At 47.0% G+C, this 16,121-nt stretch carries 14 protein-coding genes, 1 tRNA gene and 1 pseudogene; 12 read left to right on the top strand and 4 right to left on the bottom strand.

Annotated features, from left to right (window positions below; all coding sequences use genetic code 11):
- Positions 1 to 100 precede the first annotated feature (100 nt).
- The gene (locus tag D082_RS04065) at positions 101 to 1,090 is read left to right on the top strand and encodes an AraC family transcriptional regulator (RefSeq protein WP_028949024.1); all 990 of its coding nucleotides are present in this window, start codon (positions 101 to 103) and stop codon (positions 1,088 to 1,090) included.
- A 166-nt stretch (positions 1,091 to 1,256) separates the two neighbouring features.
- Entirely contained in the window at positions 1,257 to 3,797 is a 2,541-nt protein-coding gene (locus tag D082_RS04070; protein WP_028949023.1) for a TonB-dependent receptor domain-containing protein, read from the top strand.
- 5 nt (positions 3,798 to 3,802) lie between these two features.
- Here the strand turns inward: D082_RS04070 and D082_RS04075 are convergent, their stop codons facing one another.
- From D082_RS04075 to D082_RS04085, 3 genes are all read right to left on the bottom strand, one after another.
- The gene (locus D082_RS04075) at positions 3,803 to 4,687 is read right to left on the bottom strand and encodes an ABC transporter substrate-binding protein (protein ID WP_238546828.1); all 885 of its coding nucleotides are present in this window, start codon (positions 4,685 to 4,687) and stop codon (positions 3,803 to 3,805) included.
- A 168-nt stretch (positions 4,688 to 4,855) separates the two neighbouring features.
- Positions 4,856 to 5,674: an ABC transporter ATP-binding protein gene (locus D082_RS04080; protein ID WP_028949021.1), complete on the bottom strand. Its 819-nt coding sequence runs from the start codon at positions 5,672 to 5,674 to the stop codon at positions 4,856 to 4,858.
- 95 nt (positions 5,675 to 5,769) lie between these two features.
- Positions 5,770 to 6,141: a hypothetical protein gene (locus D082_RS04085; protein WP_051738670.1), complete on the bottom strand. Its 372-nt coding sequence runs from the start codon at positions 6,139 to 6,141 to the stop codon at positions 5,770 to 5,772.
- 174 nt (positions 6,142 to 6,315) lie between these two features.
- On the opposite strand from D082_RS04085, the gene D082_RS04090 reads away from it, so the two are divergent.
- Positions 6,316 to 6,726: a response regulator transcription factor gene (locus D082_RS04090; protein ID WP_051738672.1), complete on the top strand. Its 411-nt coding sequence runs from the start codon at positions 6,316 to 6,318 to the stop codon at positions 6,724 to 6,726.
- Between the two features lie 348 nt (positions 6,727 to 7,074).
- On the top strand, positions 7,075 to 8,718 hold the full coding sequence (gene cimA, locus D082_RS04095; protein WP_028949019.1) for a citramalate synthase: 1,644 nt from the start codon (positions 7,075 to 7,077) through the stop codon (positions 8,716 to 8,718).
- A gap of 74 nt (positions 8,719 to 8,792) precedes the next feature.
- On the opposite strand, the gene D082_RS04100 is transcribed toward cimA, so the two are convergent.
- Positions 8,793 to 8,865 (bottom strand) — tRNA-Arg (locus tag D082_RS04100).
- Positions 8,866 to 9,087: 222 nt separating this feature from the next.
- Between D082_RS04100 and bchI the strand changes: the two genes are divergently transcribed.
- The 8 genes and pseudogenes from bchI (at position 9,088) to D082_RS04140 (ending at position 16,081) form a co-directional block, all read left to right on the top strand.
- Positions 9,088 to 10,161: a magnesium chelatase ATPase subunit I gene (gene bchI / locus D082_RS04105; protein WP_028949018.1), complete on the top strand. Its 1,074-nt coding sequence runs from the start codon at positions 9,088 to 9,090 to the stop codon at positions 10,159 to 10,161.
- Positions 10,162 to 10,372: 211 nt separating this feature from the next.
- On the top strand, positions 10,373 to 11,587 hold the full coding sequence (tyrS, locus tag D082_RS04110; RefSeq protein WP_028949017.1) for a tyrosine--tRNA ligase: 1,215 nt from the start codon (positions 10,373 to 10,375) through the stop codon (positions 11,585 to 11,587).
- Positions 11,588 to 11,873: 286 nt separating this feature from the next.
- Positions 11,874 to 12,227 (top strand): hypothetical protein, encoded by a 354-nt coding sequence (locus D082_RS04115; RefSeq protein ID WP_028949016.1) that lies wholly within the window; start codon positions 11,874 to 11,876, stop codon positions 12,225 to 12,227.
- A gap of 26 nt (positions 12,228 to 12,253) precedes the next feature.
- The gene (locus D082_RS04120; RefSeq protein WP_238546829.1) at positions 12,254 to 13,909 is read left to right on the top strand and encodes a hypothetical protein; all 1,656 of its coding nucleotides are present in this window, start codon (positions 12,254 to 12,256) and stop codon (positions 13,907 to 13,909) included.
- A 66-nt stretch (positions 13,910 to 13,975) separates the two neighbouring features.
- Positions 13,976 to 14,278 (top strand): annotated as a pseudogene (locus tag D082_RS04125) (S4 domain-containing protein); the annotation flags it as partial.
- Positions 14,279 to 14,456: 178 nt separating this feature from the next.
- A complete protein-coding gene (locus D082_RS04130) occupies positions 14,457 to 14,843 on the top strand; it encodes a single-stranded DNA-binding protein (RefSeq protein WP_028949013.1) in 387 nt (128 codons plus the stop codon).
- A 57-nt stretch (positions 14,844 to 14,900) separates the two neighbouring features.
- Complete coding sequence (locus D082_RS04135) at positions 14,901 to 15,428, top strand: GIY-YIG nuclease family protein (protein WP_028949012.1); 528 nt, start codon at positions 14,901 to 14,903, stop codon at positions 15,426 to 15,428.
- 65 nt (positions 15,429 to 15,493) lie between these two features.
- The gene (locus D082_RS04140; protein WP_238546830.1) at positions 15,494 to 16,081 is read left to right on the top strand and encodes a Uma2 family endonuclease; all 588 of its coding nucleotides are present in this window, start codon (positions 15,494 to 15,496) and stop codon (positions 16,079 to 16,081) included.
- Positions 16,082 to 16,121: the final 40 nt, after the last annotated feature.

Here is a 16,121-nt window from a genome sequence, read left to right on the forward strand (position 1 = left end):
ATAGCTCAATTTATTTGAGAATAATTTTCATTAGAAGTAAAATAATGAGTCAATGCATTGTTTTAGATGTGCTGCAGCGCTTTTAACCCAGTTCCTGCCTATGACCCTGTTGCTTTCCGAGTCAGACTACAATGAACTTTGTCAACTCTCCCCTGAGTTTGAACGTTTTGAGGGTCAAGCCCGTCAGCCGGTGGATAACTACGAAACTAATTGCCGACTGCCTACCTATTTAGGCCATGGTCACACCCGGCGCTTTGAGCTTTCTTCGGGGATTTGGTTGGACTTAATTGATAAAGAATTTACCCAGCCCTGGGCACTGAAGATGCCAGCCCATGAGCATTTGGTACAGTTCACCATTTTATTGTCCGGTGCAGTGGATTATGACGAAACCTATCCTACCCTGGGCGCAAAAATGGGCTATTTTTCCGGTAGTGGCATTTCCCCCGGCTACGTAGCTCGGTATGGTAGATTGCGCCATTTTCAGGGCATTAATGTACACCTTCAGCCCCAGGTTTTAGAGCCATTTTTAGCTGGGCAATCCCCATCCCTAGGCCAAGCTTTGCTCAAAACGGACGAGTGGAAAACAGCTTGGTTTCCCGTCATCACCGCTGAAATGCGGACCGTGGCCCAACAAATGTTTCAATGCCCATTTCACGGGGTAACGCGACGAATTTTTCTACAGGCCAAGGTGTTTGAACTTTTATCGCTTCAGCTAGATGGCATTATGGCCGACCAGGGAATGGTGAACTCTCCCACCACCCTTAAACCTGCTACCGTTGAGCGTATTTATGAAGCAAGGGCAAGGCTAATGGCTCAGCTTGAAACACCATCTTCCGTTTTAGAGTTGGCCCAGCAGGTGGGGTTATGTGATCGCACTCTCCGCCGTGGCTTTCGAGAACTGTTCGGTACATCTGTGATTGGTTATCTGACGCAACAGCGCCTTTACCAGGCCAAAGAATTACTCCGTCAGGGCAATTACACCGTCGCTGAAGTTGCCAATAGCGTCGGTTATACCCATTTAGGACATTTTTCTGCAGCGTTTCGCAAACAGTTTGGTATAAGCCCTAAGCAATGGATGCTAAGCAAATAAAGGGTTTTTCCCGTGAGCTTAGGGATTTTTCTCAACTAAAAGTCCGTTTTGGGATCACTGTGGCCGTTTTTTGGATAGACAAAGCCCCCTACAACTACCTACACTAATTCCTCCTAGCTAATTAAGAAGTATTTGCAACAAGAATCGACGTACAGGAGGACGTGACATGCAAACAAGATTGATGCAGTTTGGCTGGACGATCGCCTTTGGAATAGTGATTGAACTGGCGGCTATGCCCCTGGGAGCTCAAGAAATTATTAGTGAGCCATCCCCATCTACAGCAGTGGAACTGGATCAGGGGACATCTTTGGTGCAAGTGCAGGAAGTGCGACTAGAGCCAACGGAAACCGGGGTCGAAATTTTTTTGGTGACGGCGGGAGGGGCGATCGCCTCTCCGAACCTTGAGACGGTGGGCAATGCTCTGATTATTGATATCCCCAATGCTTTGCTGGTCTTGCCTGAGGGACAGGGATTTGAGCAGGTAAGCTCCACTGCGGACATTGCCTTTGTCAGTGTTACCCAAATGACTGATAACCAAGTGCGGTTAGCTATTACAGGGGTGAATGGCCCCCCCGAAGCGGAGGTGAAGTCCAGCCCGCAGGGGTTGCAATTGGTGATTCGCCCAGGTGTTGCCGAGACAACCGCCACTGTTGATGAAGTAGAAGCTCTGCAAATTGTGGTTTCTGCGACCCGCACAGAGGAGGAAATTGCCAATATTCCCCGGTCAGTGACGGTAATTCAACGGGCAGAAATTGAACAACAGACCCAGGTGTACTCTTCCCTGGCGGATATTTTGGGCCAGCTAGTGCCAGGGTTAGCCCCCAGCACCGGCAGTGCTAGTCAATTTGGGCAACCATTACGAGGCCGCAACGTGTTGGTGTTGATCGATGGGGTGCCCCAAACCACCAACCGCAATGCTTTCCGAGATTTACAAACCATTGCTCCCAGCGCCATTGAAAGGATTGAAGTTATTCAGGGGCCAACGGCAATCTATGGGGATGGTGCCACTGGAGGGGTAATCAATATCATTACCCGTGGCCCTGCCCCTGAGCCATTCCTAGCCAGCACCCGCCTAGCCATCAATGCTGATTTTGACAGCCTATCCGACAGTTTAGGGGGGACAGTCGAGCAATATGTGGGGGGAACCCTTGACCACGGTGACTACGCCTTTACCGTATCCTATGAATCCGTTGGCGCATTCTTTGATGCGTTAGGCAATCGCATTCCTCCCGATCCCAATGGCCAGGGGGGGGTATCGGACACCGACAGCTTCAATGTTTTGGGTAAATTGGGCATTGACATCACCGAAGACCAGCGCCTACAACTCACCATTAACCATTTTCAAGCCACCCAAAATACTGATTTCACCGTTGATCCTAGTATTACGGCGATCGCCGGCCGGCAGAGATCCCAGGCGATCGAAGGGCTGGACCTTGATACTCCCCAAACCAGTAACAATACCTTAGTCAGCCTTGATTACAGCCACAGCAACGTCCTCAATGGCAAACTGAAGGGACAAATCTACTATCGTGACTACTTAACTCGTTTTTTCCCCTTTGATGGACGATCCTCCGTTAGCTTGGGCAATAGCATTTTTCAGTCCGAAATTGACTCCACCGAGTGGGGCGGAAGGCTACAAATGGATACCCCCCTCACTGGAGAAAAAAACCTGCGACTACTGTGGGGAGCTGACTATAACAATGAAAATACTGCTCAACCAGTAAACATTTTTGACCCAGCTGTTTTCAATACCAGTGGCGGCCTGACCTACCGCAACACCGGGAAACGTACCTGGGTACCCTCCCTCGACCAAGACAGTCTGGGATTGTTCGCCCAATTAAACTGGCGGGCCAACGATTGGCTTACCCTACTGGGGGGCGTCCGCCACGAACAGGTGGGCCTCTCGGTGGATGATTTCACCACCCTAGCGGGTAATACAATACAGGGAGGGGACTTAAGCTACGATGCCACACTTTTTAACCTGGGGGGGGTAGTGAATGTCACCGATAATGTCAGCTTGTTTGCTAGCTTTGCCCAAGGTTTTTCCCTAGCCGACGTGGGCCTAGTACTTCGTAATGCCCCTGCGGGGTTTTCATTGGCTACTTTGCAACCGGAAGCCCAGCGGGTCAATAATTACGAGGTCGGTGTGCGAGGCAATTGGAATGATCTCCAGTTTTCCTTAGCCGGGTTCTATAACTCCTCTGACTTGGGTACCACCTTCACAGCCCCAGGGGAAATTTTGCGGGCTCCAGAACGAATTTATGGTGTAGAAGCCACCCTGGATGCCAAAGTGGGGGAAAGTTGGCAGTTGGGGGGGACATTTAGCTTATCCGCTGGGGAAATTGACCGCTTAAACAACGGTAACTATACTCCCCTCGATGGTTTTCGCATTGCACCGGTAAAACTCACCGCCTATGTCCAGAACCAAACTACTCCCGGCTGGCAAAATCGGTTACAGCTTCTCTATTCCGGCGATCGTGACGTGTTTGGGGACGATACTGTCTTTGGCCAGCGCGCCGTCAACAGCTACGTCACCCTAGATTACATCAGTAGGATTGATGTTGGTCCCGGTAAGCTTGAAATCGGCATTGCTAACCTATTGAACACTGACTATTTTCCGGTGGTGTCGCAGCTGCAGGTCAGCGAATTGAGTTATGCGGCCGCCCGGGGTCGGTTTCTACGCATTGGCTATGCATTTGAGTGGTAATCGGTTTAGGGGTCCAAGTACCGCTCCAAATCATCTAGTAATAAATGGGCGGCTTGGATACCTCCAGCGGTAGTCCAGACCACATCACTCACGGCATAGGTTTTTCCTCTTTCTACAACCCCCAACTGTTGCCAGAGAGGATGGCTCAACCACGGATTGCTCCTATTACCTTCTGCTTGGCTGGTGTTTTCTCCGGTGTAGGTGAAATAAAACATTGCATCAGCGTCCATTTGCGGAATTTGCTCAAAGGAAACATCTTGGGCAAAGCCTCCGCTGGCCTGACTGGGGGGCCGTTGTAAACCCACCTCCTCGACAATTTGCCCCGGGAAAGAATCCTTTAAATAGATGCGGGCTCCCCCGGAGAGAAACCGGACTAGGGAAATTTGAATATTACGTTCAGTAAATCGTTGGCGTAGTTGGGCTACACGAGCTTGCCAATCGACTAAAAGTTGCTTAGCTTCAGCGTCACGATTGAGAGCTTGGCCGTACAGACGTAGGTTTTCCTCCCATGATTCACCAATAGTTTCTGAAAAAACCGTGGGGGCGATCGCCTGGAGAGAGTCATAAATTTGTCCCTGCCGCACCTGGCTACCCAGAATTAAATCCGGCTGTAGGGCCACGATTTTCTCTAAGTTGGGCTGCATTTCATCCCCCACAACAGGTACCTCGGCCATGGCATCGGCAAGGTAATCGTAGTAGGGATCCCCTTCCCAGGACTTGACGGCTCCCACCGGGGTAATCCCCAAAGCCAACACCATATCTGTGGCCTCATTGGTTAATACCACCACCCGCTGGGGATGGCTGGGCACCGCTGTTTCCCCCCTGGCATGGGCTATTATGCGCTGGGTAACGCCTGGGTTCCCAGGGAGAACGGTTTTGTCTGCAACCACTCTAGACGGTGGACCAGCACAGGCACACAGCATCAGGCACAGGCCAAAGATTATCCATCGACTTTTCATCGTTTTTCTAAACCAAATCAATTTTTTGCAGAGTACGGTGGCACCACGCCCCAGGGTTTTGCTTTTCCCTTGCAGATGTCCGTAGGGCTCAGTCCAGGGCTAGGGAATCGATTCTTGTAGGCATTGACTAATGGGAATACACAATGGTGTTCCGGTGATGGGGTCGCGGATAATGTGGCTTTCTAATCCGAAAACTTGACGCACCAGTTCCGTGGTTACGATCGCCTGGGGTTGTCCCTGGGCTAACAGTTTTCCATCCCGTAGGGCCACCAGGTGATGGCTATAGCGACAGGCTAAATTGAGATCATGGAGCACCATCACAATGGTCCGCCCCCCTGCTCGGTTGAGTTGATAGAGCAGGTCTAAGACTTCAATTTGATGGGCCAAATCCAGGTAAGTGGTGGGTTCATCCAGCAGTAGTGTTTGCGTATCTTGGGCTAAGGCCATGGCAATCCAGGCCCGCTGGCGCTGGCCACCGGAAAGGGTGTCAAGGGAACGGTTAGCAAATTCGTATAGGTGAGTGGTGGCGATCGCCTCTTCCACTTTTAATTCATCTTGTTTTGACCATTGTTGGAGCCAGTTCTGGTGGGGATAACGACCCTGGGCCACCAATTCCCGCACTGTTAATCCCTCTGGAGCGGCGGGGCTTTGGGGCAAAATACCCAGACGTTTTGCCAATGCCTTGGTGGGCAAATGGGCGATCGCCTCTCCTTCTAAATAGACAGTGCCCCCCTGGGGTTTGAGCAACCGTGCCATACCCCTTAGTAGGGTAGATTTGCCACAACCATTGGGCCCCACCAACGTCGTAATTTGTCCGTGGGGAATAGCTAAATCAAGGCCTCGAATAATTACGTTACCGTCGTAGGCCAGGGTGAGTTTACGGGTCGTTAGGGTTATGGCATCAGGGTGATCGAACATGGGAATAAAGGGGAAATCAGGGTCATTAATTGCGATAGAGGGCCAGAAAAAATAGGGAGCACGAAGGATGGCGGTCTTTTCGGTCAGGATGTAAGTTATTTAGTTCTTATCTTGCCTTCGGTACCGTGAGAATTGATTTGATAACGAGCTAGCTTGCGTACCTGACCTATTGATAGATTTAGCTCTTGGGCAATTAAGGCTTCAACTTCCGCCATATCGGTAGATAAAAACTCTAGATCCAGAGTTTTAATGGCCGAGCCGGTGGTTTTAACGCTGACTTTAGTGAAATTTGGGATCGACTTGACCTCGATTTCGATCGCCAGTACCGCCGCCTGCACCTGAATTTGTGTTTGAGCATCGGACTTAAGGGCCTGGGTGGGGGAGTAGGCGTAGCTCAACAGGTGGTGAGTCATTCCCTGGCCGCCAAACCAAAAGATTAGTGCCAAAGCCGGAATTGGCAATCCCATTACGAGGGGAAGCAGTATCCAGCGGCAAAGTTGAGCCGGAGCGTGAGATAACTACAACTTGGACATATTGACTGTTGAGAATAATAAGCAGTAGTTTAGCATAGAGTTTATTCCGGTCTTATATGCTGCGCTCATAGTTATCAGCTCTAAGATTTTGCCGAAAGCCCACTCATTATGAAGATTTTGGTCGTCGAAGATAACTTAGAATTGCTAGAAACTCTCAATACGCTCCTATGTCAAGCAGGGCATGTGGTGGATACAGCCATGGCCTACTCCGTCGCTGAGTGGCTGGCCACAGAACAGGATTACGATTTGCTGGTACTGGATTGGATGTTGCCGGAGGGTACAGGGCTAGAGTTGTGCCAGGATTACCGCCGCCGGGGTAAAACAACCCCAGTGCTAATGTTGACGGCCTGGGACAGTAGTTTTGATCGACTGGCGGGCTTAGATGCTGGAGCCGATGATTATGTGGTTAAACCCGTGGATATGCCGGAATTGCTGGCACGGGTGCGGGCCCTGGGACGGCGGAGAGCCCGTTGGCTGGGTGATTGTATTAGTCTAGGTGACCTCTCGTTGCATCGCTAAAATGCCAATACAAAGCCCCTTGAAAGGCGGGGTTTCAGACCCATTTTTTTGATGATTTTAATCTGAGAGTTTCTCCCGGAGTACCCTTTACGGTGGTGGGTAAAATTGGCGTAACACTCTAATTAATCATCAATCTTAAATGCTGTGTTAAAGGCCCCAATAATGGGTGCTAGGAGTCTATTTCTAAAAAAATTAGCTTTGATTTGATGAAGGAGTGAATTTAAGCCAGAGTTAAACATTGTCTGCTAAAGGGTTGCAAAGTCCGTGATTTTCTTTCAAGAACACTAGAAAACTAATCTAAAATTGGAATGGACAAAATTTTGTCCCCATTCCCCACTGCCACCACCCATGACTGTCTGCAAAAATCCCCTTTGGCTCTACGACACCACTCTCCGAGATGGAGCCCAGCGGGAAGGCATTTCTTTATCGTTGACTGATAAATTAACCATTGCCCGCCGCCTGGACCAATTGGGCATTCCTTTCATTGAAGGGGGTTGGCCGGGGGCGAATCCTAAGGATGTGCAATTTTTTTGGCAGTTACAGGAAGAGCCTTTGGAACAGGCTGAAATTGTGGCTTTTTGCTCCACCCGTCGGCCCCACAAAGCAGTGGAAACAGACAAAATGCTCCAGGCCATTCTCTCGGCTGGAACCCGATGGGTAACCATTTTTGGCAAGTCCTGGGATCTCCATGTGCTGGAGGGACTGCAAACTAGCTTAGCGGAAAATTTGGCCATGATTAGTGACACGATCGCCTATCTACGGAGTCAGGGGCGGCGGGTAATTTACGATGCCGAGCACTGGTTTGATGGCTACCAAGCTAACCCCGATTATGCACTGGCTACCTTAGCCACCGCCCAACAGGCCGGGGCCGAATGGTTAGTGATGTGCGATACCAACGGGGGTACTTTGCCGAGGCAAATTAGTGAAATTACCACCAAGGTTAGGCAAGGTTTGGGGCTAGACGCTCAATGCGACCACCAACCCCGGCTGGGCATCCATGCCCACAATGACAGTGGCACCGCTGTGGCCAATTCTCTGATGGCGGTGGAAGCGGGGGCCACCATGGTCCAGGGCACGATCAACGGCTATGGAGAGCGTTGCGGCAATGCTAACTTGTGTACTTTGATTCCCAATTTGCAACTCAAGCTTCATTTCGATTGTATCGAACCCAAAAAGCTTGTTAATCTCACCAGCACTAGTCGGTTAATCAGCGAAATTGTTAACCTAGCTCCCGATGACCATGCTCCTTTTGTAGGGCGGTCGGCCTTTGCCCATAAGGGGGGTATCCATGTTTCTGCCGTGCAACGCAATCCCTTTACCTATGAGCATATTGCCCCGGAAGTAATTGGTAATGAGCGGCGCATTGTGGTGTCAGAACAGGCGGGCTTGAGCAACATATTGTCTAAGGCGGAGTTATTCGGCATTGCCCTGGATCGTCAAGATCCGGCCTGTCGCACCATCCTGGAAACATTAAAAGATCTGGAACAGCAGGGTTATCAATTTGAGGCGGCGGAGGCCAGCTTTGAATTGCTGATGCGCCAAGCTATGGACGATCGCCAACCCCTATTTTTAGTGCAGGGCTTCCAGGTACACTGTGACCTACTAACTCCGGCGGAAAATCCTGCTTATCACAATGCGTTAGCTACGGTGAAGGTGACCGTCAACGGGCAAAATATTTTGGAAGTGGCGGAAGGCAATGGCCCAGTTTCTGCATTGGATCAAGCTCTGCGAAAGGCTTTAACCCGTTTTTATCCCCAAATTGCCGATTTTCACCTCACCGACTACAAAGTGCGGATTCTAGATGGGGGTGCCGGTACCTCCGCCAAGACCCGCGTGCTAGTGGAATCCAGCAAGGGCGATCGCCGTTGGACTACGGTGGGGGTATCGGGCAATATCTTAGAAGCTTCCTATCAAGCGGTGGTGGAAGGCATCGAATATGGCCTCCGTTTGCTGACCTGCGGACTGACAGACCAAAAAGTGACCAGCACTTGATGGCACTGGGGATGGATTTCCCCCACCCATCAGAGTAAGTGGTTGATTATTCTCCCCCAAGGGTGAGGGGATAACGGGTGCGGCAGGATTCGAACCTGCGACCGTCCGCTTAGAAGGCGGATGCTCTATCCACTGAGCTACGCACCCAAGCAAGGCACTCAAGTTTATTCTCCCATATTTTTAGAGGCTGGAGTTTCACCGTTGCGGGAACGTCCCCAACCTTGTGTCAGAATGGTTAACGGCCGGATTTTGGCCATTGCCAGTGGAATGCTAGAACTTGGTTATCCTTGGTGGGGCTAATCTCCCCCTAGCCAAGTTTAATTCCTGGTTTAAAAGTTTTAATTATTTTTTATTATTGTCCCTTTGCCCATGACTGCCACCCTTGCCACTCCCAGCAAAACCCGCCGCGTTGTTTTTCCTTTTACGGCGATCGTTGGTCAAGATGAAATGAAGTTGGCCCTATTGCTCAATGTCATTGATCCCAAAATTGGCGGTGTGATGATCATGGGCGATCGGGGTACAGGAAAATCCACCACCATTAGGGCTTTGGCAGACTTGTTGCCGGAAATTGAAGTGGTGGCAAATGATCCCTTCAACTCTTCCCCCAGCGACCCAGAAATGATGAGTGAGGAGGTGCGGATCCGGGTGGATAACCAAGAGCCCCTTGCCATTGTCAAGAAGAAAGTCACCATGGTGGACCTACCCCTGGGGGCGACGGAAGACCGGGTATGCGGCACCATTGACATTGAAAAAGCGCTTTCGGAAGGGGTTAAAGCCTTTGAGCCTGGTTTATTAGCCAAAGCCAACCGGGGTATCTTATATGTGGACGAAGTCAATCTTTTAGACGATCACCTAGTGGATGTGCTGTTGGACTCCGCCGCTGGAGGATGGAACACGGTGGAGCGAGAAGGGATTTCCATTCGTCACCCGGCTCGGTTCGTTTTAGTTGGTTCCGGTAACCCAGAAGAAGGGGAATTGCGGCCCCAATTGTTGGATCGTTTTGGGATGCACGCTGAAATCCGCACTGTGCGTGAACCAGAATTGCGGGTAAAAATCGTCGAACAACGGACGGAATTTGACCAAAATCCCCAGCCTTTTTGCGACCATTATCAAACAGAACAGGAGGCGTTACAGGCAAAAATTGTTAACGCCCAGAATTTACTGCCCCAGGTGACCCTTGATTATGACTATCGAGTCAAAGTATCCGAAGTCTGTGCAGAATTGGATGTGGATGGATTGCGGGGAGATATTGTTACCAACCGAGCTGCTAAGGCGATCGCCGCTTTTGAAGGTCGCACTGAGGTGACAGTGGATGACATTAGCCGGGTAATTGTACTTTGTTTGCGCCATCGTTTACGCAAGGATCCTCTAGAATCCATTGATTCTGGCAGTAAGGTGGAAAAGGTATTCAAACGAGTTTTCGGCATTGTTGATGAAGCTTAAAGCTCATTGGCAAAGTTCTAAATTTGTCTTCCTAATTTATCCGCCAAACTTGAAAAATACAGGGGGAACTTTGTTTGATTTTCCCCTTGGAGCATGGAAGGCAAAATAGAAAAGATTATCCAAAGTTATAGGATTTAGAAGCAGTCAAATTCTTGATCAGTCAAGTCCTAAATTTCTCATTAAAACTTCTCTTATTTTTATTGTGTAGTCTATGGCTATAAATTCTGAACCCGATTGGCTCTGGCGGGGAACAGCGGAAATTTTTCCCCATAATGCTGACTCAAAAAATCCCCAGGAAAATTTGGAAGTTTTAACCCAACAGGACAGACCTCTACGGGTAAAACTGGGCATTGATCCCACCGGCACTGATATCCATTTGGGCCATAGCATTCCTTTCCGTAAATTGCGGGCGTTTCAGGATGCTGGCCATACGGCGGTGGTGATTATTGGTGATTTCACCGCCCAAATTGGCGATCCCACCGGGAAATCAGAGGTACGAAAACAATTAACAGCGGAACAGGTCAAGCGCAATGCAGAAAGTTATCTAGCCCAATTGAAACCAATCCTGGATTTTGAAACCCCTGGGCGATTAGAAATCTGCTACAACTCCGAATGGTTGAGCAATTTAGATTTGAGTAAAATTTTAGAATTGTTGTCAACCATGACAGTGGGGCAAATGTTAGCCAAAGAAGGTTTTGCGGAGCGCTTTCAGAAGGAAAATCCCATCTTTTTGCATGAATTTCTTTATCCTTTAATGCAGGGCTATGATTCAGTGGCGGTGAATGCTGATGTGGAACTGGGGGGCACCGATCAAAAGTTTAATATTGCTGTGGGTCGAGATTTACAACGGCATTTTGGCAAAACTCCTCAATTTGGTTTACTGCTACCAATTTTATTGGGGACAGACGGGCAACAAAAAATGTCCAAGTCCCTGAACAATTATGTGGGCTTACGGGAAGATGCCCTGTCCATGTACTCCAAGCTAGAAAAAACCCCCGATCGCCTGTTGGACGAATATTTCGAGCTACTAACTAACTTAAATTTGGGTCAACTACCGGATAATCCCAGGGAATGCCAAAAACTCCTAGCCCGGGAAGTTACCAGCCAATTCCACGGTCTAGAAGCGGCGATCGCCGCCCAGAAAACAGCAGAAGATATCGTTACCCAGGGTAAAACAGGGAATACGGACAGTGTGCCCGAATTTTGTCTGAATGAAGTCACTTTTCCAGTCAAATTAGCCTACCTGCTCAGTGCCAGTGGCCTGTGCCCCAGCAGTAGTGAGGGTCGCCGTCAGATTAAAGGGGGAGCAGTACGTTTAGACGGCGATCGCCTGGGGGATATTAACCAGGAATACCAAAAACCGGAGGATTTGGACGGTAAGGTACTCCAGGTAGGCAAGAAAAAATTTATTCGTCTGACTTCTTGATCTCAACCGTGATCATCTTCTCAACTCTTACAAAAGACAAGTATCCTACTCACAAACAAGATAGCATTTTGAAAAGAACTTTAAGGGCACCTCGATCAATTATTTTATTGCAAAAAAAGACCTGGTTACAAAAGGCTATTCCCAATAAGCACCACTAATTTTTCGAGGTGCTCTAAACACATTGCCAAAGTTCTATGGCAATATTATAGGGTAAACCAACTTAGATAGTATGATGATGAGTAAGTTTTTTATTTATGAGTTATGAGTATAATCAAACGAATTTGATATGCCCACCACAGAAGCAGAGTTTCGTGGGGCTGTACAAGCTCAAGGTGACGACATTAAAGAAGATGGGGGTTATACTCGCTCTTGGGCGCGGGATATTTCTGTGACGGATCAAGAAGGATTAGAATTTCTTGCTAAGATTGAGGGACAATGTAGTGAGTCACAGAAAGAACAACGAAATATAGCTTTTGCTAAAGCTAGACGTTTTATTAAAAGTGCTGGTGAACTTGGAGGTGTTAATCAAGATTCTCAACCCCATCCTTTTCAAAATCCTAGACGTACTGTTCCAAACGCTCGTGTTGATATTGAAATTCGCAAAGGTTTGACTTTTATTCCTGCTAAAAATTTGGAATGACAATACTTTATACCAAAATTCAAGCAATGTCAGACTCTACCAATTTGGATAGAGCAAGGGATGAGCTTGACAAAATTTCTATTAATTTTGGTGTCGTAGATGAACATATAAGAATTTTTTCATTTTTACTAGCAATTGCTGAAGAAAGTATTGCTGAGATTGCGTTAGGTATATTAGTTAGAGGAATAATGAGATATGAGCCCAATAAGGTTAATAATGAAGTTCTTTGGCTACTTTTAGCAGCCGTTTTGTCTCGTTCAAATATTAAACCTACCAGTGCTTTAAGAATTAGTCTTTTAGGAATAGTATCTCGTATTGAAAATTGGGGATCACCTATTTTTGCATTACTAGCTACCGCATTAGATAGTTTTTTACGCAACAGCCTGGAATATGGGGACCCTTTGATTGCAGAGCAAACTGTAGATTTTCTTGCGACTTGGGGTGAAAATTATGCTCAAGCACCTCGTACTTTAGAGCAAGTTGCAAAGGTCAATTCTTTAGCACGTTCAGTCTTAGAAAAAGTTGATGAACCCATTCTTCTTGAAGAATGGTCAGAAGGGTTAGATTCTTTTTTCAATATTGCTAGTAAAACAAAGTATTCGGATCAACGCATTTGGTCATCTTCAATAGAATTGCTTAAAATTCTTTATCCCATAAATATTTTAAATAACGATGAATATTCAGACAGGCACCGTCAAGTTCAAAAAAATATTCTAAAATTAATTGATTCTTCTCTGGCTGCAATCGGAACTATTTTTGTTAGAAGAGGCTTGTCTGTCGTAGTACACATTGAGCATTTAAATCAGGAAATAACATGGTCACTTGGAGCTAGTGCAATAGATAGAATCGAGCGTTTTTTTCAGGAAGTATCAAGCATTTTCAAATTAGGATTTCCTAAATTTAATCAAATACAATCAATTCAAGGTTCTTGGATTCAGGTTCTTAATCTTCCTATAACTTCTAGGGAAGCTGATATTTTAGCAACAGAAATTGCTTCTTTATCCTCAAAAAATCACAGACAAAGTGAGATTAATCAAAATACTATTGATAGTTGGCGAGAATGTGCAGAAGTCCTTAGTGAAAAGGACTTTAAAATCAACTTATCTGTTTCCACAAAAGATATAGAACTACAAATTATTCCTCCCATTTCTACAGAGAATTTTGCCAATATTTCTACAGGAGCAACTACTGATTCTAATGAACAAGAAAGAACACACATTAGAATTCTTTCTTGCGATGTTCCACAAGCTAATAATATTGAAAGAATTTTGGAACTCTCACAATTATTTGTTCAATATCCATCTTCAGCTCAAACTATTAGAGATAAGTTTCTTGAAATAAGAGGAACGAAAACGAGGGATTTTTCTTATTATCGTAGAGCAATTGAAATTCTTAACCTTATTGATTGGCGTGGGCATCCGACCAACGTCTGTTCTGCTTTGTCTCGCTTATCTAAAAAAGAAACAAAAATGAGACTTCTTGCTTATCAATTTATTTCTTCTAATGTTGGTTCTGCTTGGCTACTGTGGAAAAATGCCAATGATCTTTCAGAGATTAATCCTGATAGTGCAGAACAATTTTTAACGGCAACTTGTCCATCACTTTCTCAAAAAACAATTGAACGACGTTCACAAACATTAAAAGCGTGGCTCACTGTTTTTCTGCAATACTGGGATTCCTAACGATTTCAGTTAGAACTACGACTGATTTTCATGTTCTGGGATTTACAAAGGGAAAAAAATTAAGAGTCGATAGCCGCCCAAGAAACCGCCGAAGCCATTGTTACCCAGGGGAAAGCGGGCAATACGGACAGTGTGCTGGAATTTTGTCTTGGGGAAGTTACCTTTCCCGTTAAACTAGCCTACCTCCTCAGTGCCAGTGGCCTGTGCCCCAGCAGTAGTGAGGGTCGCCGCCAAATTAAGGGGGGAGCAGTGCGTTTAGATGGCGATCACCTAGAAGATATCAATGGGGAATACACACAGCCAGGGGATTTAGAAGGTAAAGTGCTTCAGGTGGGTAAGAAAAAATTTATTCGCTTCACCGTTGACTAATTCCCAAAACAGTAATTTCTAACTGCTCTTTCCGCGGTCGATCAAGGTAAAATTGGGTCGAAACAGACATCTTGAGACCTCTAAATCCGCCAATCTTTATCCCATTAGTCTCCACTGGTCAATATTAAACCAATATCGAGACAATTTATACTAACCCTAGCATTTAGGCACCATCCCTATGAACAGTTTTGTTTTAATGGCCACCGTCATTCGGGAGCCGGAACTACGCTTTACCAAAGATAATCAAACCCCTGTCTGTGAATTTCTGGTGGAGTTTCCCGGCATAAGGGACGATTCCCCTAAGGAAAGTTTGAAAGTGGTGGGTTGGGGCAATTTAGCCAACACCATCAAAGAAACCTACCACCCCGGCGATCGCCTTATTATCGAAGGGCGGTTGGGCATAAACACCGTAGAAAGGCAAGAAGGCTTTAAGGAAAAACGAGCTGAGTTGACCGCTGCCCGCATCAGTTTGGTGGATGGCGGAAATGCCATTAATGCCGGTGGATTTCCTCCCCCAGTACTTGAACCAGTGGACCTTAACAACACCGACGATATCCCTTTTTAACATCCATAACTCAGCTATTCCTAGTCAAATTTTTTCGTTAAACCTTAAACTTTCACAATGGCGGATTCCCTTCCCGATTTAGCCGATCTCACCCCCCTGCCTTTTTTAACCACAGCCGGAACAATCGATCCCAGCTACGAAAAACGCATTGGGGTTTACGCCATTTTTGACCAGCATCAAACCCTGCAATATGTTGGCTATTCCCGTAATTTGGCCATTAGTTTATTGCAACATTTAGTGCGCCAGCCCGACCATTGCCATGGGCTAAAAGTACACACTGTTGACCGCCCCGATCGCCAGCTATTAGTACAAATTCAAAACCATTGGTTAACAGGTCAATTTCCTCCCGGTAATGGCAGTGAGGCAAAACTCTGGTCTGAATCCATTAACGTGCAAGATTATTGGACTGCGGCGGAAGCTACCACCGTTGCAAAAAGTGAAGAGGGAGATAAACCCAAGCTATTAAAAAAAATTGCCCGTAGGCTAGAAGCTGAAATATTAGCCAAGCTAGAAGCCAGGGGAGTGCGGCAACAAATTCGGTTTAATCCCAAACTTAAAGAGCAAGGATTACTGGATGTTACCTAATGGGGTTAATGAACCCATCGAAGCCCATGGGCAATGAACTATAATCATGGGCATTGGCACCATTAATGTCCCCTCGGAAAATGGGTTTCCTCACCATTAAGCTTGACCCTTTAAACTTGTCCGATGAGCAGTTTTATCAACTGTGCCAAAATAACCGTGACCTACGCTTTGAAAGAAACTCCCAAGGGGATTTGTTGATTATGTCTCCCACCGGCGGGGAAACCGGCAACAGAAACCTGGAAATTGCCTATCAATTGCAAGCTTGGAATCGAGCTAAAAAATTAGGCGTTGCTTTTGATTCTTCAACGGGTTTTAAGTTGCCCAATGGGGCCAATAAGTCCCCCGATGTATCATGGATTCCCATGGCGAAGTGGAATGGTTTGACCCACGGGCAACAGCAGGGTTTTTTGCCCCTTTGTCCTGATTTTTTGATCGAATTAAGATCTAGGGATGATAGCCTAAAAATCCTCCAGGAAAAAATGCAGGAATACAGGGAAAATGGCACCCGTTTAGGTTGGCTTATTAACCGTCAAGACCAAGAGGTGGAAATTTACCGCCAAAACCAACAGGTGGAAGTTCTCCATGGCCCAATGCAGTTGTCTGGGGAAGACGTACTAGCTGATTTTATTTTAGATTTAATGCCAGTTTGGTAGGGTGCAGAAGTTGGTTTGCCCCCTTCTTGGCCAAAAAACT

This window comes from Synechocystis sp. PCC 6714, assembly GCF_000478825.2.
In the GTDB taxonomy this organism is placed as follows: Bacteria; Cyanobacteriota; Cyanobacteriia; order Cyanobacteriales; family Microcystaceae; genus Synechocystis.